Here is a 21,279-nt window from a genome sequence, read left to right as displayed (position 1 = left end):
GATTATTATTTTTTATTGATGGTTAAGGGATGGATGATGAAAAAAAGCGTATTGATAACAGGAGCTAATCGTGGCATTGGTCTAGGATTAGTAAAGCAGTATTTATCGGAAGGTTGGCTGGTTCATGCTACCTCGAGATCATTAGAAGCAGCGTTAGATCTGCAAGACCTTGCCTGCCATAATGCTGATCTCATTATTCATTCATTGGATGTAACTAACTATGACCAACTTGATCAGCTAGCAACTCAATTACCAAACCTCGATCTTGTGATAAATAACGCCGGTTATTATGGTCCAAAAGGCTACGGCTTTGGACAGACAGATGCCGAAGAATGGCGTCGTGTTTTTGAAATAAATACGATTGCACCATTAAAGTTAATTGAAAGCTTATACCCATTACTCAAAAATGGAACGACAAAAAAAATAGCCTGCATGTCTTCAAAAGTTGGCAGCATGACAGAGAATACGTCAGGTGGCGGCTATATTTATCGTTCATCAAAAGCAGCACTTAATTCTGTAGTAAAAAGTTTAAGCAATGATCTTCGTGGCGAGGGTTTTACGGTTATTGCTTTACATCCTGGCTGGGTGAAAACAGAGATGGGTGGCCCTAATGCGCTTATTGATACAACAACATCAGCTAAAGGATTATTTGAAGTGATAGAGCAAAGTTCACCAAGCTGTTCAGGGGCGTTTATTAACTACGACGGAAGCTTAATTGCGTGGTAGTAATAAAGTTACGCTGTAATGAAAGAAGAAGGAGTGCGATGTATGGAAGGTGTCATTATTCGACATAGCGAAAGCAAAGATATTGAAGGTGTAAAAGCTATTTATGAATCTGAAGTCACGTATGGTGGAACACTCCAGCTTCCATTTCCATCTTTAGATCGTTGGACTTCGCGCTTAACGAGTTTACCTCAAGGCTGCTATAGCTTGGTCGCGGAATATGAGGGAGAAATTGTCGGGCAGTTCGGACTTTCGGTTTGTGATAACCCAAGACGCAGGCACGTTGCGAGCTTTGGTATGGGTGTGAAAGAGACATTTCAAGGTAAAGGCGTTGGTGGACAGTTGATACAGTCAGCCTTGATGTTGTCAGACAAATGGCTCAATGTGCAACGTATCGAGTTAGAAGTATATAAAGACAACATTGCTGCAATGAAGCTTTATCAAAAACATGGTTTTGAAATTGAAGGCGAGGCGAAAAACTTCGCGTTTCGTAATGGCGAGTTTGTTAATGTATACCATATGGCGAGGCTGCGCACATACACTGTATGATATAGATTAAAGTGAAAATGCAAAAAGGCAGTAATCGGGAGATGGTTACTGCCTTTTTTATTGGAGTGATTAGTTAATGGCCGACGGTTTTCGATAATAGATTAACAATTAAAACACCAATAATAATAAAACCAATGCCTATAATTGCGGGTAAATCTAAGCGTTGTCCATAAAGAAAAAAGCTAATCGTTGCAACAAGGACTATCCCTGCACCACTCCAAATCGCATAAACTATACCAACGGGCATGGTTTTAACGGTGACAGATAATAGAAAAAAAGCGACAGCATAACCGATAAGTACAACCGCACTTGGGATCAGTTTAGTAAATTGCTCCGCTTTAGGAATGAAAGAAGTTGCGATCACTTCAAACACAATGGCAATAGATAAAGCTAAAAAAGGGGGCATAGATGTTAATAGTTTAAACATAACGATTATCTATCATTAAATAAGAGACGCGCATTTTAGTGTCAAAGAAGACGATTCGCCAAGTGATATTTATACAAATAATTATTACCAGTGAGTAATAATGATCACGTGTAGAGTATTACTTTTGATATTGAGAAGTCACTATAAAAAACCAAACAGCATTGTACCTTAGCGATATGATTTAATTGCATAAGAAGTTTATGATTACCGATTGTATTTATAATTATATTTTTGTTTTAATTAATTGTTCTGCAGTCATGATAGCGATTTATAGTTATTACTAGGTAATATTTAATTAAATAGAGACCAAGATTTGCGTTTAACAAACAAAAGCGTGAACGTTAATGTTAGATTTTTCTTAATAGATGAAGTTTTGAGTAAAATAAGCCTGAATACAACGATATTTTCAATCAATATGCACTCAGGGCTTTTTTTGCATACCTAACGCTGAAGATGGCGTAAGCTACGTTTCTCTAATTTGTTGAATAAAAGAGATAAAGATAGACATAAAATTAAGTAAACAGCGCCAACAAGTAACCAAATTTCAAAAATTAACCCCGATGAGTTTGCCATTTCACTGCCGACGAAGGTTATCTCCTGTATCGAGATCAATGAGATAATTGATGAATCTTTCACGATTGAGATAAATTGACCTGCAAGTGCAGGCACAATGCCTGCAATGGCTTGTGGAAAGATGACAAAGCGAAAACGATCTAATTTAGATAGGCCTAGAGAATCCGCCGCTTCCCATTGCCCTTTATCGATTGAATCGAGACCAGCACGAATGACTTCAGCGATATAAGCGGCAGCAATCAGGCCGACACATAAAATTCCTGAAAATAGGTTTTCCCATAATCGGCTACTACCAAAAAGAAAAGACTGGAGAACGTTCTCTTGTCCATTGTAAAAACGAAACAAATCATTCAAGCCAAGTAGTGGTACTAGTTGGCTTGAAATAAAAAAGTAAAAGATAAAAACAAAGACTAAAGGCGGTATGTTACGTACTAATTGGATATATGCATTGGCGGGTAGTCGTAAAAAAAGAAGTGGAGAGCGACGAGCGAGTGCTAATAGCAAGCCAAAAATAGCAGCAAATAACATTCCCCATAAGCTGATACGAATTGTACTGAAGACGCCTTGAAAAAAATAAGGCATCTCATTGTTTTGGCTTGATGAAAAAATCAAATCAAAGGCTTCTTGCCACTGCCAGTGATAATGAATACCAATTGATGAGCGGTAATATAGCCAGCCAAGAAAACATCCTACCACTAAAAGCAAGATGTAATCGAGAAGTTTAAGTTGGGGCAAAGTAAAGCTAGCAGCCGAACGTTTATTCGGCTGCGATGTGGCTTCCTTTGCAGTTGAGCAGGAAGACATTAATTTATTGACCTTCTTTCACCTGGTTCTGCCAATCGACAGTTGTAAACCAATAGTCATAACGCTCTTTTAACCAGCCATCCTGAGTGCGCAGTAAGATCCAGTTATTGAAGAAGTTCAGTAGGTTGAAGTCACCTTGTCGAATGGCGAAACCTTCAGAACCCTGGCTTAAACGTTCTTTAAAAGGTAGAAATAGCTTATCTTTGTATTGTAATGTCATTTGTTCTGGTTTTGGCGTTGATGCCAATACCGCTTGCGCATTGCCGTTTAAGACTTCTTGGAATGCTTGTGATTCATCGTCAAATTGACGAAGTTTCGCTTTTGGAAAGTATTTCTTTGCTGTTTGAACTGTTACTGCACCACGACGTACAGCTAAAGTCACACTACGCTTGTTATAATCAGCAATAGAGAGCTTATCGCCTGCTAGCTCTTTACTTGCAGCAAGTTGTACACCTGAATGAGAATAAGGAGTTGTGAAAAGAACACTCAAGTTACGTTGTGGTGTTATTGACATACCGCCTATGATCACATCAAATTTGCCAGCTAGAAGTGCAGGAATAATTCCGTCCCATGCAGTAGGAATAAATTCAATTTTTACACCGGCATCTTTAGCGAGTCGTTTAGCAACATCAACTTCAAAACCAATCAGCTCTCCTTGCTTATCACGCATTGCCCAAGGCACGAATGTTGATAAACCAACACGTAATGTACCGCGCTCTTTAACTTGTTCTAATGTGCTTTTTTCTGCCGCTAATGCATGGCTAGCACTCAGTAAAAGGGTTAATGCGGTGATCAGTACCGCAAAAAAACGTTTCATTTTTCCGTCTCCATATCGTTAAAAATGATCAATTAATGAGTAGGTGTCGCAAGTTTGTGTTCTAACAATGTTGCAAATGCTGATAAAAGCAACGTTATGCATAAGTACATTGCTGCGATTGTGAACCAGATCTCAAAGGGCATCGCTGTATCAGCGACTATATCGCGTCCTTGTGTCGTTAAATCAAATATAGCCATGATACTGACAATAGAAGAATTTTTTACTAACGAGACAGCTTCGTTTGTTAGTGCTGGTAAGATACGACGTAACATTTGAGGTAAGATTATATACCGATAGCTATCAACTTTACTTAACCCAAGACTTTCAGCCGCTTCAAATTGCCCTTTAGGAATGTTCATTAGACCAGAACGAAATATTTCTGCGGTATAGGCTCCTTGAAATAATGAAAGTCCCAATACGGCTGTAGTAAAACGTTCTAATCCTAATACCGGACCAAATACAAAATACAGCAGATAAATTTGAACAAGTAGTGGGGTATTACGAATAACTTCAATATACCCACGTGCGAGAGAGCGACCAACAATCGAGTGAGATAAACGTAAAAGCGCTGTTACTAAGCCAAAAATAACCGTAAAAATAAGGCTAATGGCAGATATTTTAATGGTGATGAGTAAACCATCAATAAGCTCGGCAGAAAACCACTCACCGTCTTCTTTAAAAAATAGATACTGAGGAACACGGTACCATTGCCAGTTATAATTCATCGCATCGGCACCGCTATTTAGTAACCATGCAATGGCCAAAATAATAACGGTAATTTGCAATAAACCACTAATAACGGGCTTAAGTATTTTGATGAAAGCTGATGTTGTCTGAGGTTTAGTTATCATTTTTACCTCAGTAACTTAGAATTTTTCTAAGAAAAGACTGGGTTCTAGTATTTTGCGGTTGGTCGAATAAAAGTGCAGGAGGAGCAATTTCGACGATTTCACCTTCATCCATAAAAACCACACGATCTGCTACTTTTCGGGCAAATCCCATCTCGTGAGTCACACATACCATAGTTATCCCTTCACCTGCTAATTCCTTCATTACATCAAGTACTTCATGAATCATTTCAGGATCTAATGCAGAGGTGGGCTCATCAAACAAAAGAATATCGGGTTTCATGCAAAGGGAGCGAGCAATTGCGACACGTTGTTGTTGTCCACCAGATAGTTGTCCTGGGAATTTATTGGCTTGGTGAGCAATATGGACACGTTCTAGATATTGAATTGCTAGTGTTTCTGCCTCTGCCTTTGTCATTCCTAATGTTCGACGAGGAGCAAGGGTTAAGTTATCTAAAACTGTCATATGAGGAAAAAGGTTAAAATGTTGGAAAACCATACCAACTTTGCCACGTACAGCTTTTAAATTCTTTGGATCTAACAAATGTCCATTTACTGTAATTTGTCCCGAATCATATTGTTCAAGTCCATTTATACAACGAATAAGAGTCGACTTACCTGATCCAGATGGGCCACAGATAACTAATCGCTCACCTTTATGAATGCTCAAATTGATCGATTTTAGCGCATGAAAATCGCCATACCACTTGTCTACTTCTTTAAATGTAATTAACTCGTCTTTAGCTAACAAGACGTACCTCGACTAATAAAATTGTTGTTTGCAATAGTAAGCGGTAAATAGTAATGGTTTTATGTTACGCCATCGTAAATTAAAATTAACACTATATTTCAATATTATATAACAACGAACTATAAACGAAACAACTGATTATTTAGATCAATATCCCATGTTTGAATGGACATTTAGTGTTCAGTTGTAATTCTTCAACAATCTTGGAATATACCACACATGCTTTTTAATATGTACCCGGCTGCATATTAAGAGTTTTAGTAAATTATCTTGGGTAGGATGGATACATCCAAGTTGTTACTGAGTAAAAAAATGTCGACTTTACTGTCAATAACCCATTGCACAAAAAGGGTTAAGGCGATAAGTTAAGATACGACTATTTGGAGATAAGTACACTACATCGATTGACCGACATAGACGTAGTGTAGCGATACGGGAAGTATAAGCATGCATAAAACAGATGATGTCCGCATTAGCGAGATCAAAGAACTATTACCACCAGTTGCAATACTGGAAAAATTTTCAGCTTCAGAAGCAGCTTCAGAAACAGTATATCAAGCGCGAAAATCCATTCACAATATCTTAAATGAAGAAGATGACCGTCTTCTTGTGATTGTTGGACCTTGTTCTATACATGATACTGATGCGGCAATAGAGTACGGTAAAAAGTTAAAACACTTCGAGATGAGCTTAACGCTGATTTAGAAATTGTTATGCGTGTTTATTTTGAAAAGCCACGTACAACAGTTGGTTGGAAAGGGTTGATTAATGACCCTTACATGGATAACAGTTTCCAACTAAATGATGGTTTACGTATAGGTCGTAAACTGCTTCTTGATTTAACTGAATCAGGCCTACCAACAGCAGGCGAATTCCTTGATATGATCACACCTCAATACATGGGAGATTTGATCAGTTGGGGCGCCATTGGTGCACGTACGACAGAGTCTCAGGTTCACCGTGAACTTGCGTCAGGTTTATCATGCCCTGTAGGCTTTAAAAACGGCACAGATGGTAATATTAAAATCGCAACAGATGCTGTAGGTTCGGCAAGTGCGCCTCACCACTTTTTATCTGTGACTAAATACGGTCACTCTGCGATTGTATCAACGGCAGGTAATGAAGATTGCCATATTATCCTTCGCGGTGGTAAAGAGCCAAATTATAGTGCTGAGCATGTTAAAGCAGTGACAGATCAACTTGAAGGTGCTGGCCACCGCTCAAAAGTGATGATCGATTTTAGTCATGCAAATAGCTTGAAAAAATTTGAGCGTCAGCCACTAGTATCACAAGATGTTGGTGAACAAATTGCGAGTGGTAACAAATCTATCTTTGGTGTAATGATTGAGAGTCACCTTGTTGAAGGTCGTCAAGATATTGTTGATGGTGTTGAACCGACTTACGGTCAAAGTATTACAGATGCATGTATTGGTTGGGAAGATACAGAAAAAGTACTTCGTCAATTAGCAGCAGATGTACAAAAGCGCCGTCAAGCGTAACAAATAGTAAGTTGATAAAACCGATGTTTATAAACATCGGTTTTTTTATATCTGTTTTATGACCAACCTGTACTCATACAAACCAGAATTAAAATCATTTTTCATTATAATGGCGATAACCATCATTAAATTCAATATCATAGCTTTCATCGTATTGGTGCTTTTCTATCAAGGTTTCGCAATGAGGAAATTGGCAATAAATAGGGTATCTTCGGTGTAATCCATTTTCGATGAAGGCTTCAAGAATGCTATGAGTATCCGCAATGAGTGTTTTATCTTCCATATATCGTCTCCAGACAAATATAAGTGAAAGCTACATATGGATACCGTATCTTATTAAGTGAGAATTAATTGTCTTAATAGTAAGAAATATATCTAAAATGAATATTGTAATTATGGCGGCTTTTGTAATGTACAGATTTGTTGACAAAGTTGCCACTATTTAAAAATGAAAAATATTATTAAATTTAAACGCTTATAAATATATCTGCTATAACACTATACAGTGATATGGTAGTTGTTGATTTAAACTGTGTATACCAATTAGCGATAGGTCGGTGTGTATGAAGAGTTTGATATTAAGTGTTCTGTACGGTGCATTTTTATTTAGTCCATTGATGATACAAGCTGAAATCGTTTCAAAACCATTAGGGTCAACAACAAGTTTTATTGAGACGATTGATAGTTACAAATTATCACAAACACCGCAGCAGGGTATTACGGTTTATCATCCTGTATTGGGCTATGCCAATTATGAAAATATCGTTTGTGATTCTAAAGATAATCATCAACGACAATTTCTACACTTAGTGTCAAGTTACTGCTTACAGCACCGTGGTAAAGTTGTAGATAATTGGTGTGTGGATAAACAAAATAATATGCCGCTGTTTAGCGCAGAATTAAACCAGCATAGTATGAATTGTCGTTCAGGTGGAAATGCATCAATAATCCATGTTCTTGAGTTTTTACCTTCTGTAGAACACGATCAGCAAACACAACAGAATTGGTTACAAGTCGCTACTGCTTTTGGATATTATTAGGTAGGACAAGTTGACTTATTAATTCTTAAAATTATAAAGAATGTTAAGAAGATAAACATTCTTTATAATTATCTACTTGAATTGATATATTTTTACGCATAGAGGAACCATTTTTGTTCCAAATTATGTTTGATTAGCTCTTCTAAACCACAATTCTTCGTTTTTACATTTAAAGAGTCAGCCGATATAACTTTGGGCAGTAAACCTTGACGATTAGGTTGATAAATAATACTGCATGTTGAACCAACATTAACAAACAAGCTATAGTTTTTTGTTGGAATTTTAGGTTTAATAAAATGCCCGTTACGATTAATCGAAATAGTAAACTCTTTAGGATAATTAATAATTATTTTATGAGCGTACTCAGATGTAAAAGCATCGACAGCTTTTGGGTTATCATATAATGCAATAAAAGTATTAAGTGGATTTGTTATCTCTAAATTATTGGATTGAAAACTGCGATTTAATATTTTGTTAAAACCGGTGGAGTGAATATCTATTTTGTTATTTTTATCTAAAATATAGGGTTCTATTATCTTATTTTTTTCATCCTTTAAGGATGCTAACTGTTGCTTTAACATTGGCACAGAAGGACAGGTATGAGCACACAATTGTTTGCGTTTTAAATAATCATTTTTAAGTTTAGCTAATTGACTACGTAAGTTATTTTTAAAATAAGTCTTATTTGTCTTTGTATCATAAAAACCATTTAAAGTAATTAACTCACTCCATAAATTCAATGCGTTATTTTTAATGATTTGATGAACTGATTCTTTATTGTTTTTACTTACATTACTCACTAAATAATCAATATTGATATAAACACAATTATTATTATTTTTAGTGTTGATACTTTCGTAATCTCCCCAAAATTTTTCGCATTTTGGCTTAGTTTTCTGTCTAATTTTAAAGTTCAAGTTATCATTGATATTAAAAGTTGTTATTGGATCTTTAAGAGCTACATTTAGTCTGTTAATAAATGATTTTTTAGCCTTAAAATATTTCTCTCGTTGGATCTCAAGTTCTTTTTCTACTCGTGCGATATTCGTCAAATAGTAGTCATTAGATTTCTCAAGTAATGTGATTTTTTTTCGATAATCACTAGCCTCTACAGTATAGCGATCTAAAGTTTTATCGTAAGAGTATTGTAGGGTTTGTGCATAGGCATTAACACGTAAGATATTTTGTGCGTAATTTTTTTTGGCTTGTTTGAGAGCGTTAATGAATACTTGAGCTTCTTTTAATTGAGTTTCTTCAAGTGCGTATATAAGTTCGTTGATATTAGATAGATAATCCTTAGAAGATAGCCAATCGCTATGAATTAAAGTATTGGAAAGCTGACTAATAGTATTAAATGATGATGGGATTTTAAGTGGATTACTGTTTTCAGTAATAATAAAGCCATGAATATCACGAGATAGATTCTCATTATGTAAGATTGAAAATGATTCAAAATCAATTTTTCTTTCAACATCACACGCAGAGGTGATGGCAATCATCGATATTATAAAAAAATAACGAATTTTCTTCATGATGCTTCAGTGTTAATTTTTAAGTGTGCACTATTCTACATTGTTATACTTTATACTCAAAGGGAGTAAGCGAGGTTCGTGTTATTTTAGCTATAAATCAGAAATAATATAGTTAGCTATAATAGTAGGGAGGTGTTGCGTTATAGTAATGTTTTTAATGTGTGGTGAGTTTGTTATGTTTGACTTAAAAAAAGAATGGCGAGATATTTTCTTGGTAATTCTATTGTTCTGGGGTCTTTCGTTTACAGCTTTTGTCATTAATCATATTTCTAATGGTGCATTAAATAGCTATGGTTTATTACCTCGACATGTTAGTCATCTTAGCAACATTGCGTTTTATCCTTTTATCCACGGCACTTGGTCTCATTTAATTTTTAATCTTACTTCTTTTACACTACTGGCTCTTGGGGTCGGGGTTAATGGTGTTGCTCGTTTAATCAATGTCATTTTGTTGTGCTGGTTATTTGGCAGTATCAGTGTCTGGTTGTTTGGACGTATCAGTTACCATGTGGGATTAAGTGGGATCATTTATGGCATTTGGGGCTACTTGCTTATCTATGGTTTAGTCTTAAGAAGTATCATGTCATTAATTATTACATTTTTAGTGCTGGTTTATTTTAGCTCGATGATTTGGGGGGTCTTCCCATTTAATTATTTGGTGAGCTTTGAAAGCCATTTATTTGGTGCTATAGCTGGTGGCTTTATTGGTTACTTTCTTGGAAAAAAAGACCGTGAAAAATTAAATTGCCATTACGATCAGAAACCCTAACAGAATATAATGGTCTAATAGCTATATGAATAAGAGAAGGATAGGTGATTTATGCTAATTACATTTCAAAGTAAAGGAAGTAACGATATTACAATGTTTGGTGATATCGCACAGCAATTGATTCATATGATGGGGTTTTGCGAAACAGTCCCAGGTGCTATTCGTGAAGAAGATATCGCACAAGCGTTAACAAACCTAAAAAATGATATCAATAAAGCTAAACAAAAGAATAAGCAAAGTGGTATTTTTGCTGATTCAGCAATAGAGACAAATCCGCTTGATGCCGATATAGATGATGATGAATTTGAGCCTGAAATTTCTTTATCAGTGCGTGCTATGCCGTTGATTTCATTGTTAGAGTCAGCAATAAATGAAAAAAGTTATGTCATGTGGGAATAGGAAACTATTGAACAATATGTAGCGGAGCAAAAGGGTCATCGTCAGGGTCATTTTGCCACAAATACTCTGCATCAACAGCGACTTTTCGTGCAACATTATCACCAAATTGGTAGGCAATAATCGCTAATGCCATATCTAAACCTGATGAACAGCCTGAGGCAGTAAATATATTGCTGTCTCGTACCCATCGAGCTGACGATTGCCAATCTACATGATGCCCAAGTTCTTTAACCCAATGAAATTGTTTTTTATTTGTTGTTGCTTGGCAATAGTTGAGTAATCCCGCATTTGCTAATAATGCTGAACCTGTACAAACAGAGCAGATCAACTTTTGCTTGGGTGCAATGCGTTTTAACCAGAATAACACCTTGGGATCGTTAATTACGGATTTAATCCCGCTACCAACGGGAATGAGCAAAATATCAGAGCTAAACGTATCGTTAAAACTTAATTGTGGTGAAATAGATATATGTTGTTGGCTTAAGATGGCTTTTCCATCAACAGATATTGTTTGAGTGTGATAAATGTCCGGTAACAAGCCAAACATTTGTAACGGCCCAAAAGCATCAAGCAGTTGAAAATCATCAAACAAAAAAAGTGTGACTGTTTGTGGTTTTTTCATTGTTATCACCTATCGTATGTCTTTTAACGATTAGCATAGCTAAGATTTTAAAACCATTTGTCCGATATTGAGATGGTTTTCGCTGCCTGTTGACGGATAAAGCTTGTTATTCAGCGCTGAACCATTACAATCAGCGCCTTGTTTAAAAATGATGAAAATATCAGCTGGCGCGATTATGAACAGAAAAAAGAAAATTAACGAAACGCTTAAAAAGAGAATGAAAAAGGCAAATGCTAAATTACATAAAAGTAATAAGCCTCGTTACATCTCTAAAGCGGAACGTGCCAAGTTAGACGCTGAAGCGGCAGAACAAGAGTCTGCAGAAGAAAACATTTCACCATCAGAAACTGAAACTATGAGTACAGAAACAACGGCTTCATAGTTAGGTACATATCAGTAAATTTCAACGGGGAAGGTAAGCATTACCTTCCCTGTTTTATTCTCATTGAACAGCTCGTTTGTTCAATAGCTGGCTTAAATTAGCCACTACATATCGCCAAATTGGCGTTTTATATAAAAGAGAGATGCTATGAGTTTTGCCTCTTTAGGCCTATCTGCCCCAATTCTTGAAGCTGTTGCAAAGCAAGGCTACGAAAAACCATCACCAATCCAAGAACAAGCGATCCCTGCTATTCTTGCGGGTAAAGATGTAATGGCGGCGGCCCAAACTGGTACAGGCAAAACAGCAGGCTTTACCTTACCATTGCTAGAACGTTTAGCGAATGGTCGACCTGCTCGTTCAAATCACGTACGCGCACTTGTATTAACCCCAACGCGTGAGCTAGCCGCTCAAGTAGGGGAGAGTGTTGCGACTTACAGCAAAAACTTACGTCTAAGCTCTGCCGTTGTTTTTGGTGGCGTTAAAGTAAACCCACAGATGCTGCGTATGCGTAAAGGTGCTGACGTATTGGTGGCAACACCAGGGCGTTTAATGGATCTTCATAGTCAGAATGCTGTGAAATTCCGTGATGTTGAAATTTTGGTTCTTGATGAAGCTGACCGTATGCTAGATATGGGCTTTATCCGTGATATCCGTAAAATTTTAGCGTTATTACCAAAAGAGCGTCAAAACTTACTATTCTCTGCAACGTTTTCTGATGAAATTCGTGAGCTTGCAAAAGGATTAGTGAGTAATCCAGTAGAGATTGATGTTAACCCGCGTAACCAAACCGCACGTACTGTAAAGCAGTGGATTTGCCCTGTTGATCAAAAGAAGAAGCCGAACTTATTAACTAAGTTACTTAATAAGCGTAACTGGAAACAAGTGCTTGTTTTCACTAAAACTAAGCACGGTGCTAATAAGCTTGCTACCCATTTAGAAAGTCGTGGAATTTCTGCGGCCGCTATTCATGGTAATAAGAGCCAAGGCGCGCGTACTAAGGCACTCGCTAACTTTAAGTCTGGTGATATTCGCGTACTCGTTGCGACAGACATTGCAGCACGTGGCTTAGATATCGAACAGCTACCACAAGTTGTGAACTTTGATTTACCACATGTAGCAGAAGACTATGTACACCGTATTGGTCGTACCGGTCGTGCTGGGTGTGTTGGTGAAGCGATTTCATTAGTGTCGGCAGAAGAAGCGAAAGATCTTGCTGCGATCGAGCGTTTAACACAGCAAGTATTTGAGCGTGAAATTATTGAAGGTTTTAAACCGACTAACGCATTGCCTCAATCTAAGCTAGATACACGCCCAATTAAACCGAAGAAGCCTAAAAAGCAGAAAACATTTGTGGCGCGTGATGGTGGTGCGACAGGTGAAAAGCGAAGCGCAAACAATAATACTGGCGCAAAGCGTAAACCAGCATCTCGTCGTCCACAGGGTCAGTCTGCTGATGCTGCAAACAACGAGAAGCGTTCAGAGCAAGGTGCAAGACCTGCGCGTAAGCCACGCAATACGGATGCGAAACCACAATCAAATGGTGATCAGCCTCGTCGTCGTTTCAACGATGAAAAGCCGAAATCAGATGGTCGTCGTCGCTCTCCACAGCGTAGCCGTGCACCAAAAGCGACGGCGTAATAACGTCTAACACGTTAAATAAAAACGACTGATAAATATCTTTTACTAAAAGGGTATATCAGTCGTTTTTTTATGTGCTTATTTTAGCAAACAGCGGTTATCAGCGAAACGAGAGGTACAAGTGTACTAGGATCTCAGTGATAAGGTCACAATAGGAATAGCGTGATCAGTACTGTAGCCGTCAATATCAAAGCTTGAATTGACCAAATGCTTATCTTCAGTGTGATAATGGCTAACTTCAAATAATGAGCCTAAATAACGCGCATTGAACTCTTGTGACAGCAGAATGTAGTCTAATACTGATCCTTTACCATTGTAGTAATGTGTGGCAGGGCGAGTTTCCTCATCTTGTGGATTGATTTGAGTATAAAGCTGCCAACCATCGTAAAGGCAATAGAAGTTAATTAAGCGCTCAGTGTCACTTTCTGACATCCCGTAAACACGACTTGCCGTTAACTCTTCTAAACAACTACTTGAAATAACATCGTTATAATCGCCACACAGCACCATAGGGTTACTGGTCTGCTCGCGTCGCTTCACCATTGCAAGTTGCAGTAAAGCCGCTTCAGTACCCCGTAGCATGGATGAGCCCCAACTCCCTAAACGTTGTCCAAGAAAAGAAGAAAGTGCACTGCCTGTTTTCGCTATCGTCTCAGGAAGTGGGTCATCAAATAATGAACGCTTGGATTTTAAATGAGTGACATAGCAATCTGTTGCGCCAATATGAGGAATATCAACCGTAGCTCGCAGTGGCTTGCGACTAAATGAAAACTCAGCCCAGCCCATTAATTGTGCAGCTTCATTATCAGCTTCCACCGCGATAACTTCTGTGATGGGAAATTTGGAAGCGATAGCGACTACGGGGCTGCGATAAATAAAATCGCCTTCAACCTTAGGTTTATCAACGACCGCAAAATGGGGGTAGCCAATATCGCGTAATAATGCTTTCAGTTCATCTGCACTAAACACTTCTTGAAAGCCAATAATATCAGGTTGTTGCGCATCTAAAATCGAGGTTAGCCAATGCTGTTTTTTATGCCACTGTTCGTAGCTATAAATATTTTCAAAATCATAATAAGCATTAGGGGGAGCAAGATAATTTAATAAATTAAAACTTGCGATTTTTATCTCCGACTGAGCGATAGGTACTAGGGGGAAATGTTCAGTATCTAGCAGTTTCAAAATCCAATTCTCAGTGAAGTTATTAAAAACGGTATAGCTGTTTTAGCATACTTGTTACGCTGAATATACGACTTATTCTTAAGCGTAACGGTGAAATAAGGTATCGATTTTAGCTTTTGGTGTTTTTGCTAGTTTTATCATCAATTCAAAAGAGATGGTGTGAAGATTATACTGTCGTTTAATATCTTCGAGCATGACTAACCATAAGCGAGCAGTCATTTCAGAATCGGCTAACGCGCGGTGAAATACGCCATTGTGTTTAATGTGTTTGAAATCCACTAATGTGCCTAATTTATGATTTGGCGCATGCTGATATAAACGTCGCGCAATCAGCATTGAACAGGTAAACGTACCTGTATAGTACCTGCCAATATCCGCAAGCTCTGCGTCTAAAAAGCGTTGATCGAAAGAGGCATTATGGGCCACAAGGTTAGCATCACCAATGAAATCAGCAAAGGCATCCATTACCTCATGACAAGGTGGCGCTGTACGTAACATGTTATTGCTGATCCCCGTGTAACCTTCAATAAAGCTACTTACACGAAAACCAGGATTCATGAGCTGTTGGAATTGGTCAACAATTTCGCCATTAACTAATTTAACAGCACCAATTTCGATAGCACGATCGCCTTGATTGGGAGATAAACCAGTCGTTTCGAAATCGAGAACAACCACGCTGTCAGCGGAGTGAGAAAGGGTCATGGTATAACCTATAAAGAAAGAAGATGGTCATTTTAATGGTCGTTGAGGGCTTGTAAACTCCTCCAACACATTATATCGCGACAACTGAGGTTAAATTATCGTCAAACAAGCAACCAGTTATTACATTCTACCGAGAGATCACGCATTATACGGATTGGGTATAACGCAATTCTCTGTTAACGACGGCACATATGGCCATTGAGATCTCATAAGCATTCTATGAAGAAAGAAAGAAATCAATTTCGTGATCACCAAGCTGAAGTATCGCTATTTAAGCGTCGAGCGATTGCTGGGTTTATTGGGATTATCATTTTATCGTTTGTATTAATCGGTAATTTGTATCATTTAGAAGTGCAAGATTACAGCGAATATACCGCTCGTTCGAATGATAACCGCATTAAAATTATCCCAGTTGCACCTAATCGAGGCCGTATTTACGATCGAAATGGTATGCTTCTCGCAGAAAATATACCTGTTTATTCTTTAGAAATTATTCCAGAAAAAGTCGCACACCTCACCGAAACACTCGACAGTTTAAAAACCTTACTGGGTGTAACGGATGATGAAATAGCCTCATTTATGAAGGATAAGAAACACACCCGCCCGTTTATGCCGGTGACATTAATTGATCAGATGACGGAAAAGCAAGTTGCTGAGTTTTCAGTTAATGAATTTCATTACCCTGGTGTTGATGTTGATGCACATTTAGAGCGCTATTACCCTTATGGCTCAGCATTAACACATACGTTAGGTTATGTGGCTAAAATCAATGATCGAGATATTAAATCATTAAAAGAGCAGGGTATTTATAGTAACTATAAAGCCACACGCACGATCGGAAAGCTCGGTGTTGAACGCTACTATGAAGATTTACTTCATGGCCAATCAGGCTATGAAAAAGTAGAAGTAAACAACCGTGGTCGTATTATCCGTACCTTAGAGTATGTTCCGCCTATTTCAGGTAAAGATATTAAGTTAACGATTGATCTTAACTTACAGTTGTTCACCAACAAGCTATTAACTGAAGATGTGAAAGATCCAAAAACAGGCAAAATGGAGACTAAAACTCGTCGTGGCGCAATTGTGGTATTAAACCCGCAGGACGATGGCATATTAGCGATGGTATCAAGCCCTAGTTATGATCCTAACTTGTTTGTGCATGGTATTAGTTCCAGTGAGTACAGCAAATTATTGAACAGCCCTGCGCACCCGTTGGTAAACCGAACCACACTGGGTGTATACCCACCGGGTTCAACGGTTAAACCACAGATTGCGGTTGCGGCATTAGCAACAGGGGTGATCACACCCAATACAGTACGTAATAACCCCGGCTGGTGGCGAATTCCTAATTCCAAAAGTCGTAAATTTCGTGATGATGTCCGTTGGGGGCACGGTAATGTTGATGTATATAAAGCTATTGAGCAATCAGTAGATACCTTCTTCTATCAAGTTGCTTACGATATGGGGATTGATCGACTATCGATGTGGATGAACAAATTTGGTTACGGTGAACCCACTGGTATTGATATTAAAGAAGAAACATCCGGTAATATGCCAACACGTCAATGGAAGCGCCTACATACCAAACAACCTTGGTACCAAGGTGACACTATCCCTATAGGTATTGGACAGGGCTACTGGACAGCAACGCCGATGCAGATAGCCAAAGCAACCTCGGTTGTGGCAGAGTCTGGTGTCGTTCATCGTCCCCACTTGCTATATGCAATAATCGATGATGACAAAGAAAATATTGTTAAGTTTAAAGACTTTCCAAAGGTCGAGCCTGTGCCATTAAAAGATTGGCAAATTGCGCAAGAAGGCATGCACTTAGTTACCACTAAGGGTACGGCACGTAAAGAGTTTAAAAACTTAGGCTATGAAGCGGCAGGTAAAACAGGTACCAGTCAGGTTTATACCATGTCAGATAACGAAAACTATGATGCTAGTGAGGTTGCCGAGAATTTACGTGACCATGCCTTGTTTACTGGATTTGCACCGTTACATGATCCGAAAGTATTGGTATCCGTTATTTTAGAACACGGTGGATGGGGGCGTAACGCAGCACCTCTTGCTCGTAAGATCATGGATTATGTGTTAGTAAAACCGACGCTAGATCCTGAAGTGCAGGATCAAGATAAGAGTGGTGAAACGAACTTGGATACGCCTGTGGACGTGTCGAAAACAGCTGATATAAAAGCGAGTTAGTGGATATAAACGCACGTTGATTAAATAAGAGAAAAGGTCACTTCGTTGGCCTTTTTTGCTTTTTAGACATTTGATTGTTTAAGGCGTAATTGTTATTCAATCGCACTGCCCCAAATCGTTAAAATATCATGAAGTTCGGAAGCCAAATAAGGTTTGCATAAAATGTCATTCATACCCGCTTGAATACAGGCTTCACGTTCAGCGCTCGTTGTGCCTGCTGTTAGGGCAATAATCGGTTTGGAATAGTCTTTTTTTCGTAACTCTTTCGTTGCGGTGTAGCCATCCATAATCGGCATTCTGCAATCCATAAACACCACATCAAATGATTCGACATTTAATAAATCTAATGCCTTTTGCCCGTTATCAACAATCGTCGGTTCAATTTGGACTTTATTTAGCATCAACTTAATGATCATTTGATTGGTCTTTAAATCTTCAACTACTAAGACTTTTAAATGCTTAATTGGCGTTTTATCAGGTTGTCTCACTGTGGCATTAAAATGGGTATGATCACTAATAGGAAGGGGTAAGGAAACATTAAAGCATGCACCACGACCGAGCGAGCTTTCAACCCGGATCGAACCGCCCATTTGTTCACATAGTTGTTTACAGATCACCAAGCCAAGCCCTGTGCCTTCGTGGCTTCGTTTACTGGTAATATCCACTTGGCTAAAAGGTTTGAATAATTTGTGTTGGTCAGAGTGATCAATACCACAACCACTGTCTTTTACCGTAAATTGTAGCTGCTTGTTGTGCCACCAGAGCTTAGCGTGAACAAATCCTGCTGGGGTGAATTTAATCGCGTTAGAGATCAAATTAACAAAAATTTGCTTAATTCTATCTTCATCACCAATGAATACTTTGGGTAAGTCGTGGGAGTAGTAAATATTAAAATCTAATCTTTTTTCGTGGGAACGATGGGTAAAAATATCTTCCAGTTTTACCGCTAATAAATGGCAATCAAATGGTTTTTCAATGAGCTCCAACATGCCTGCATTTATCTTGCTGTAATCGAGTAAGTCATTAATGATCGCTCGTAGTAATTCACCCGAGTGATTAAGTGTAGTTAAGAGTTTTTGTTGGTCGTTATCAAGCGGTGTATCTTGCAGTAATTCCGCAGAGCCAAGTAAGCCATTAAGCGGTGTCCGTAATTCATGATTGATCATAGCAAGAAAATCACGGGTGGATTGTTCTGAATCTTCTGCGCGTTTTTTGGCATCTATAGCTTGGTTAAATGTTATTTGCCTGCCAATTGCAGAACGAAACAATTCACAAAATAGCGCCATATGTTTTTGAATAGCAGGGAGACGGTCATCCTTGCAGGCTATCCTGACTGCCAAAACACCTATTTTCCCCCTGTTATTAATAATATTTATCCAAAGGGTATGTTCGCCTATATCCCATAATGAGTTGGTCGAGTCTAGATCTGCTGGAGGAATCCATTGTTGTAAACGGCCGCTGGAGTAGCTGCCTGATATATTAATATTATCGGCAGGATAAATGCTGATATGACAGCCTGATATGTAAATACCATCAACGAGGCTGTCTAATAATTGTTGAATACTTTCCCGTGTCGCACTGTGCTTTAAAAATAATCGCGCGTAGCGAAGTAACAAGTTTTCCATTTTGTTCTGATAGGTTAAAAGCTCAGAATCAAATTTCGCCTGCATTTGTAACTTTTCGTAAGAATCATTAAGTAATTGATTTGCATTATAAAGCTCATGACTTTTCGCTTCTAATAACTTTTCAGCGGCTAATCTTGATGCATGTTCGCGATTGAGTTTTAGTTTTAATAAAGCAATATGTTTTTCAGGATCGATCATTAATTATCACTCAATGACAAATGAAAGCGGACACATTTTTTGCTTGTTGTTGGTTCAAGTGCGATATCAATATGTTGCTCAAAATGATCGGCACATCCCTCCAATAACCCCAAACAAACATAACCCATGCATCGAGCTGAATGATAATCCATAGTCAGAGTTGTTTCTGTTTGATTGGAAAATTCAAAGCGAGGGGGCGTTGTATCAGGATAAAGCTTTTTTACTTCTTGGTGGATGTATAACTCCACACTGCGAATAAAATCAAAGGTGTTGGAATCGGAAAAATGATGGTCAGGTAATAAAGTAAGTAAACGCGGGAAAACAGCGCGACCGAAAGTTTGCTGAAGGCTTTCGGGGGAAACACCAGTTACCTTATGCAAACAAATAATCAGATTGACTAATCGTTGGTGCTCATAGCTACCGACAGAGGTATAAACACCTGGATCGTCAGCCATATCTAGCATTGATTGGCATACTTGAAGGTCGAAAGTATTTTCAACTATATCGATAAATTCTGTAAAAATAATCCCTTTCATAATTTTCTCCGATCTTATCAATACACATACTTTGTAAGGAAATTAATTCAATTAACTCCGTAACTTAGTATGGCAGAGATTGAAGGTTCGTCAAAAACAACAGGTTAATTGCTGAAGAAAGGGCTAAATCACGAAGCTAATTATTAGCTTCGTGACTATTTTTACTTTTGGATCACGACAGCTTGCGAGAATTGTTGCGCAGAATGGATAAGGTAATTTTCCATATCCGTTATTAATTGCTGCTGGTTTGGTAACGGTAATGCATACACATCGGAAACAAGGCTATATTTCTCAACATCTTCTGCATGAGTATAAATCATGCCACAAGCGGCGGGTTTACCTTTGAAAAAGCCGACATAAAGTGTCGCTTCTGCATTCGGCTCAAACATAATTTGAGTTAAATACTCAATAACCGCTTCTTTTTCTTGTTCATTTTCCCATTGGGATGCACGAACTAAAGAATAACGAATAGTAAGAGGGTGGCAATCAACAGGGTAGAAAGATAAAGAAGCATCGAGTGCTGATAAAGAAGAGTCAATGGAATGCGTAGTTAAAGCTGTTTGAGACAGTTGATACAGTTCTAATCCCTTTTCACTTAGCGGTGTTGGAAACTCAGCATCGGTAATATGGCTTGCCATCCAAGCGTTTTTTAAAGTAATTAGTTTTTCTGTAGTAACCTGCATATGTTCGCTTCTTTTATTTAATTGCTTATACCTTAACTTAATTACGGTAAAGAAGGTATGTTAATTCAAGTGATTGAGTGAAAAATACACACATATGTAATTGGAACCTCAGTATTTCACTTCTGTAATAATGTTTGCCAAATTATAGATACTTTTTGCTCTTATATTCGATAGTGTTAGAGCCAGAAAAGCATTATTTTGTAATAAGTATTCGTGCCGCAGGCGTAAAGTGATTTGAGCGGTGCGCAAATTTAGGAATGAATAAAATGAAAAAGCTATTATTAGCAACATCAACTGTTTTGTTACTTGCAGGTTGTAATGACAAAGCACCTAAAGAGCAATCGCCAAACGATCAAACGCAAAACGTCGCGGAAACTGAAACCGTTGTTGTTGAGCAAACCCAGTCTGTAGCGCCTGAAATACAAAAAATCCCTAAGTGGGTATCAGAAAATAAAGTGACAGCGCCACTAGATAATATTGTTGATGGTGATGAAACTTACAAAGCCGTTTCTTATTGTAAACCGCATAATTGTGCGGGTGATTTTATGATCAGGTTAACGGGTAAAGATAACAAAGAATATTCGATGGTAGTGCACGTTAAAGATACCAATGGTGCTATTACCAAACCCAGTGAATACGCGAATTACCAATTTATTGGTAACCCTGATGACAATATGAAAGGGTTACTGCAACAAGCGTTGCTACAAAATCCTAATTGGAAATAAACCTAAGCAATTATTGTTATAAATACAAGAAACGTGCCGTGATAGTAACG

Annotated in this window: 22 protein-coding genes and 1 pseudogene; 10 read left to right on the top strand and 13 right to left on the bottom strand. The window is 38.1% G+C overall.

Features of this window, described 5'->3' with window-relative positions; all coding sequences use genetic code 11:
* Positions 1-36: 36 nt before the first annotated feature.
* Together SKA34_RS02990 and SKA34_RS02985 are read left to right on the top strand one after the other, a co-directional pair.
* Entirely contained in the window at positions 37-726 is a 690-nt protein-coding gene (locus SKA34_RS02990) for an SDR family oxidoreductase (protein ID WP_006644029.1), read from the top strand.
* A gap of 42 nt (positions 727-768) precedes the next feature.
* Entirely contained in the window at positions 769-1,272 is a 504-nt protein-coding gene (locus SKA34_RS02985; RefSeq protein ID WP_006644028.1) for a GNAT family N-acetyltransferase, read from the top strand.
* A gap of 73 nt (positions 1,273-1,345) precedes the next feature.
* On the opposite strand, the gene SKA34_RS02980 is transcribed toward SKA34_RS02985, so the two are convergent.
* The 5 genes from SKA34_RS02980 to SKA34_RS02960 all read right to left on the bottom strand — a co-directional run bounded on the left by SKA34_RS02980 (position 1,346) and on the right by SKA34_RS02960 (position 5,492).
* Positions 1,346-1,678, bottom strand: coding sequence for an SMR family transporter (locus SKA34_RS02980; protein ID WP_069358465.1), 333 nt, complete (start codon positions 1,676-1,678; stop codon positions 1,346-1,348).
* Between the two features lie 462 nt (positions 1,679-2,140).
* On the bottom strand, positions 2,141-3,076 hold the full coding sequence (locus SKA34_RS02975) for an amino acid ABC transporter permease (RefSeq protein ID WP_006644026.1): 936 nt from the start codon (positions 3,074-3,076) through the stop codon (positions 2,141-2,143).
* 4 nt (positions 3,077-3,080) lie between these two features.
* Positions 3,081-3,893, bottom strand: a complete 813-nt coding sequence (locus SKA34_RS02970) for a transporter substrate-binding domain-containing protein (RefSeq protein WP_006644025.1) — start codon at positions 3,891-3,893, stop codon at positions 3,081-3,083.
* A 32-nt stretch (positions 3,894-3,925) separates the two neighbouring features.
* Positions 3,926-4,744, bottom strand: a complete 819-nt coding sequence (locus tag SKA34_RS02965) for an amino acid ABC transporter permease (RefSeq protein WP_006644024.1) — start codon at positions 4,742-4,744, stop codon at positions 3,926-3,928.
* A 7-nt stretch (positions 4,745-4,751) separates the two neighbouring features.
* Positions 4,752-5,492, bottom strand: coding sequence for an amino acid ABC transporter ATP-binding protein (locus SKA34_RS02960; protein ID WP_006644023.1), 741 nt, complete (start codon positions 5,490-5,492; stop codon positions 4,752-4,754).
* Positions 5,493-5,939: 447 nt separating this feature from the next.
* Between SKA34_RS02960 and aroG the strand changes: the two are divergent.
* Positions 5,940-6,991 (top strand): annotated as a pseudogene (aroG, locus tag SKA34_RS02955) (3-deoxy-7-phosphoheptulonate synthase AroG).
* Positions 6,992-7,085: 94 nt separating this feature from the next.
* Here aroG and SKA34_RS02950 read toward each other — a convergent pair.
* Positions 7,086-7,274, bottom strand: coding sequence for a hypothetical protein (locus SKA34_RS02950; protein ID WP_006644020.1), 189 nt, complete (start codon positions 7,272-7,274; stop codon positions 7,086-7,088).
* 280 nt (positions 7,275-7,554) lie between these two features.
* On the opposite strand from SKA34_RS02950, the gene SKA34_RS02945 reads away from it, so the two are divergent.
* Positions 7,555-8,031, top strand: a complete 477-nt coding sequence (locus SKA34_RS02945; RefSeq protein WP_006644019.1) for a hypothetical protein — start codon at positions 7,555-7,557, stop codon at positions 8,029-8,031.
* 92 nt (positions 8,032-8,123) lie between these two features.
* Here SKA34_RS02945 and SKA34_RS02940 read toward each other — a convergent pair whose 3' ends face one another.
* Positions 8,124-9,563: a hypothetical protein gene (locus SKA34_RS02940; RefSeq protein WP_157044441.1), complete on the bottom strand. Its 1,440-nt coding sequence runs from the start codon at positions 9,561-9,563 to the stop codon at positions 8,124-8,126.
* A 175-nt stretch (positions 9,564-9,738) separates the two neighbouring features.
* Between SKA34_RS02940 and SKA34_RS02935 the strand changes: the two genes are divergently transcribed.
* Positions 9,739-10,332 (top strand): rhomboid family intramembrane serine protease, encoded by a 594-nt coding sequence (locus SKA34_RS02935; protein WP_039859941.1) that lies wholly within the window; start codon positions 9,739-9,741, stop codon positions 10,330-10,332.
* Positions 10,333-10,383: 51 nt separating this feature from the next.
* Positions 10,384-10,731 (top strand): DUF1840 domain-containing protein, encoded by a 348-nt coding sequence (locus SKA34_RS02930; protein ID WP_006644016.1) that lies wholly within the window; start codon positions 10,384-10,386, stop codon positions 10,729-10,731.
* Between the two features lie 4 nt (positions 10,732-10,735).
* Here the strand turns inward: SKA34_RS02930 and SKA34_RS02925 are convergent, their stop codons facing one another.
* On the bottom strand, positions 10,736-11,353 hold the full coding sequence (locus tag SKA34_RS02925; RefSeq protein WP_006644015.1) for a DJ-1/PfpI family protein: 618 nt from the start codon (positions 11,351-11,353) through the stop codon (positions 10,736-10,738).
* Between the two features lie 175 nt (positions 11,354-11,528).
* Between SKA34_RS02925 and SKA34_RS02920 the strand changes: the two genes are divergently transcribed.
* Together SKA34_RS02920 and SKA34_RS02915 are read left to right on the top strand one after the other, a co-directional pair.
* Positions 11,529-11,735 (top strand): DUF2986 domain-containing protein, encoded by a 207-nt coding sequence (locus tag SKA34_RS02920; RefSeq protein WP_039859938.1) that lies wholly within the window; start codon positions 11,529-11,531, stop codon positions 11,733-11,735.
* Positions 11,736-11,882: 147 nt separating this feature from the next.
* Positions 11,883-13,373 carry a DEAD/DEAH box helicase gene (locus SKA34_RS02915; RefSeq protein WP_006644013.1) on the top strand — a complete coding sequence of 497 codons (1,491 nt, stop codon included), beginning with the start codon at positions 11,883-11,885 and terminating at the stop codon, positions 13,371-13,373.
* A 126-nt stretch (positions 13,374-13,499) separates the two neighbouring features.
* Here SKA34_RS02915 and SKA34_RS02910 read toward each other — a convergent pair whose 3' ends face one another.
* Both SKA34_RS02910 and SKA34_RS02905 read right to left on the bottom strand, forming a co-directional pair.
* The gene (locus SKA34_RS02910) at positions 13,500-14,555 is read right to left on the bottom strand and encodes an endonuclease/exonuclease/phosphatase family protein (RefSeq protein WP_006644012.1); all 1,056 of its coding nucleotides are present in this window, start codon (positions 14,553-14,555) and stop codon (positions 13,500-13,502) included.
* A gap of 78 nt (positions 14,556-14,633) precedes the next feature.
* On the bottom strand, positions 14,634-15,257 hold the full coding sequence (locus SKA34_RS02905) for a PolC-type DNA polymerase III (protein ID WP_006644011.1): 624 nt from the start codon (positions 15,255-15,257) through the stop codon (positions 14,634-14,636).
* Positions 15,258-15,476: 219 nt separating this feature from the next.
* Between SKA34_RS02905 and mrdA the strand changes: the two genes are divergently transcribed.
* Entirely contained in the window at positions 15,477-17,462 is a 1,986-nt protein-coding gene (gene mrdA / locus SKA34_RS02900; protein WP_006644010.1) for a penicillin-binding protein 2, read from the top strand.
* Between the two features lie 92 nt (positions 17,463-17,554).
* On the opposite strand, the gene SKA34_RS02895 is transcribed toward mrdA, so the two are convergent.
* From SKA34_RS02895 to SKA34_RS02885, 3 genes are all read right to left on the bottom strand, one after another.
* Entirely contained in the window at positions 17,555-19,285 is a 1,731-nt protein-coding gene (locus SKA34_RS02895; RefSeq protein ID WP_006644009.1) for an ATP-binding protein, read from the bottom strand.
* Entirely contained in the window at positions 19,285-19,821 is a 537-nt protein-coding gene (locus SKA34_RS02890) for a heme NO-binding domain-containing protein (protein ID WP_006644008.1), read from the bottom strand. Before SKA34_RS02890 ends, SKA34_RS02895 begins: the two co-directional genes overlap by 1 nt.
* Before the next feature lie 161 nt (positions 19,822-19,982).
* Positions 19,983-20,504 carry a hypothetical protein gene (locus SKA34_RS02885; RefSeq protein ID WP_006644007.1) on the bottom strand — a complete coding sequence of 174 codons (522 nt, stop codon included), beginning with the start codon at positions 20,502-20,504 and terminating at the stop codon, positions 19,983-19,985.
* 266 nt (positions 20,505-20,770) lie between these two features.
* Between SKA34_RS02885 and SKA34_RS02880 the strand changes: the two genes are divergently transcribed.
* Entirely contained in the window at positions 20,771-21,229 is a 459-nt protein-coding gene (locus SKA34_RS02880) for an Ivy family c-type lysozyme inhibitor (protein WP_006644006.1), read from the top strand.
* Positions 21,230-21,279 lie beyond the last annotated feature (50 nt).

Source organism: Photobacterium sp. SKA34 (assembly GCF_000153325.1).
Taxonomy (GTDB): Bacteria; Pseudomonadota; Gammaproteobacteria; order Enterobacterales; family Vibrionaceae; genus Photobacterium.
The sequence above is the reverse complement of the archived record's forward strand: the minus strand, read 5'-3'. Positions and strand labels throughout refer to the sequence as shown.

What these genes read in the sequence shown, in the direction of transcription:
- mrdA (WP_006644010.1), top strand. Translation starts at nt 15,477, where the DNA reads ATGAAGAAAGAAAGAAATCAATTTCGTGATCACCAAGCTGAAGTATCG.
- SKA34_RS02880 (WP_006644006.1), top strand. Translation starts at nt 20,771, where the DNA reads ATGAAAAAGCTATTATTAGCAACATCAACTGTTTTGTTACTTGCAGGT.
- SKA34_RS02970 (WP_006644025.1), bottom strand. Translation starts at nt 3,893, where the DNA reads ATGAAACGTTTTTTTGCGGTACTGATCACCGCATTAACCCTTTTACTG.
- SKA34_RS02925 (WP_006644015.1), bottom strand. Translation starts at nt 11,353, where the DNA reads ATGAAAAAACCACAAACAGTCACACTTTTTTTGTTTGATGATTTTCAA.
- SKA34_RS02890 (WP_006644008.1), bottom strand. Translation starts at nt 19,821, where the DNA reads ATGAAAGGGATTATTTTTACAGAATTTATCGATATAGTTGAAAATACT.
- SKA34_RS02975 (WP_006644026.1), bottom strand. Translation starts at nt 3,076, where the DNA reads ATGTCTTCCTGCTCAACTGCAAAGGAAGCCACATCGCAGCCGAATAAA.
- SKA34_RS02930 (WP_006644016.1), top strand. Translation starts at nt 10,384, where the DNA reads ATGCTAATTACATTTCAAAGTAAAGGAAGTAACGATATTACAATGTTT.
- SKA34_RS02950 (WP_006644020.1), bottom strand. Translation starts at nt 7,274, where the DNA reads ATGGAAGATAAAACACTCATTGCGGATACTCATAGCATTCTTGAAGCC.
- SKA34_RS02885 (WP_006644007.1), bottom strand. Translation starts at nt 20,504, where the DNA reads ATGCAGGTTACTACAGAAAAACTAATTACTTTAAAAAACGCTTGGATG.
- SKA34_RS02905 (WP_006644011.1), bottom strand. Translation starts at nt 15,257, where the DNA reads ATGACCCTTTCTCACTCCGCTGACAGCGTGGTTGTTCTCGATTTCGAA.
- SKA34_RS02965 (WP_006644024.1), bottom strand. Translation starts at nt 4,744, where the DNA reads ATGATAACTAAACCTCAGACAACATCAGCTTTCATCAAAATACTTAAG.
- SKA34_RS02985 (WP_006644028.1), top strand. Translation starts at nt 769, where the DNA reads ATGGAAGGTGTCATTATTCGACATAGCGAAAGCAAAGATATTGAAGGT.
- SKA34_RS02980 (WP_069358465.1), bottom strand. Translation starts at nt 1,678, where the DNA reads ATGCCCCCTTTTTTAGCTTTATCTATTGCCATTGTGTTTGAAGTGATC.
- SKA34_RS02920 (WP_039859938.1), top strand. Translation starts at nt 11,529, where the DNA reads ATGAACAGAAAAAAGAAAATTAACGAAACGCTTAAAAAGAGAATGAAA.
- SKA34_RS02945 (WP_006644019.1), top strand. Translation starts at nt 7,555, where the DNA reads ATGAAGAGTTTGATATTAAGTGTTCTGTACGGTGCATTTTTATTTAGT.
- SKA34_RS02895 (WP_006644009.1), bottom strand. Translation starts at nt 19,285, where the DNA reads ATGATCGATCCTGAAAAACATATTGCTTTATTAAAACTAAAACTCAAT.
- SKA34_RS02935 (WP_039859941.1), top strand. Translation starts at nt 9,739, where the DNA reads ATGTTTGACTTAAAAAAAGAATGGCGAGATATTTTCTTGGTAATTCTA.
- SKA34_RS02940 (WP_157044441.1), bottom strand. Translation starts at nt 9,563, where the DNA reads ATGAAGAAAATTCGTTATTTTTTTATAATATCGATGATTGCCATCACC.
- SKA34_RS02915 (WP_006644013.1), top strand. Translation starts at nt 11,883, where the DNA reads ATGAGTTTTGCCTCTTTAGGCCTATCTGCCCCAATTCTTGAAGCTGTT.
- SKA34_RS02990 (WP_006644029.1), top strand. Translation starts at nt 37, where the DNA reads ATGAAAAAAAGCGTATTGATAACAGGAGCTAATCGTGGCATTGGTCTA.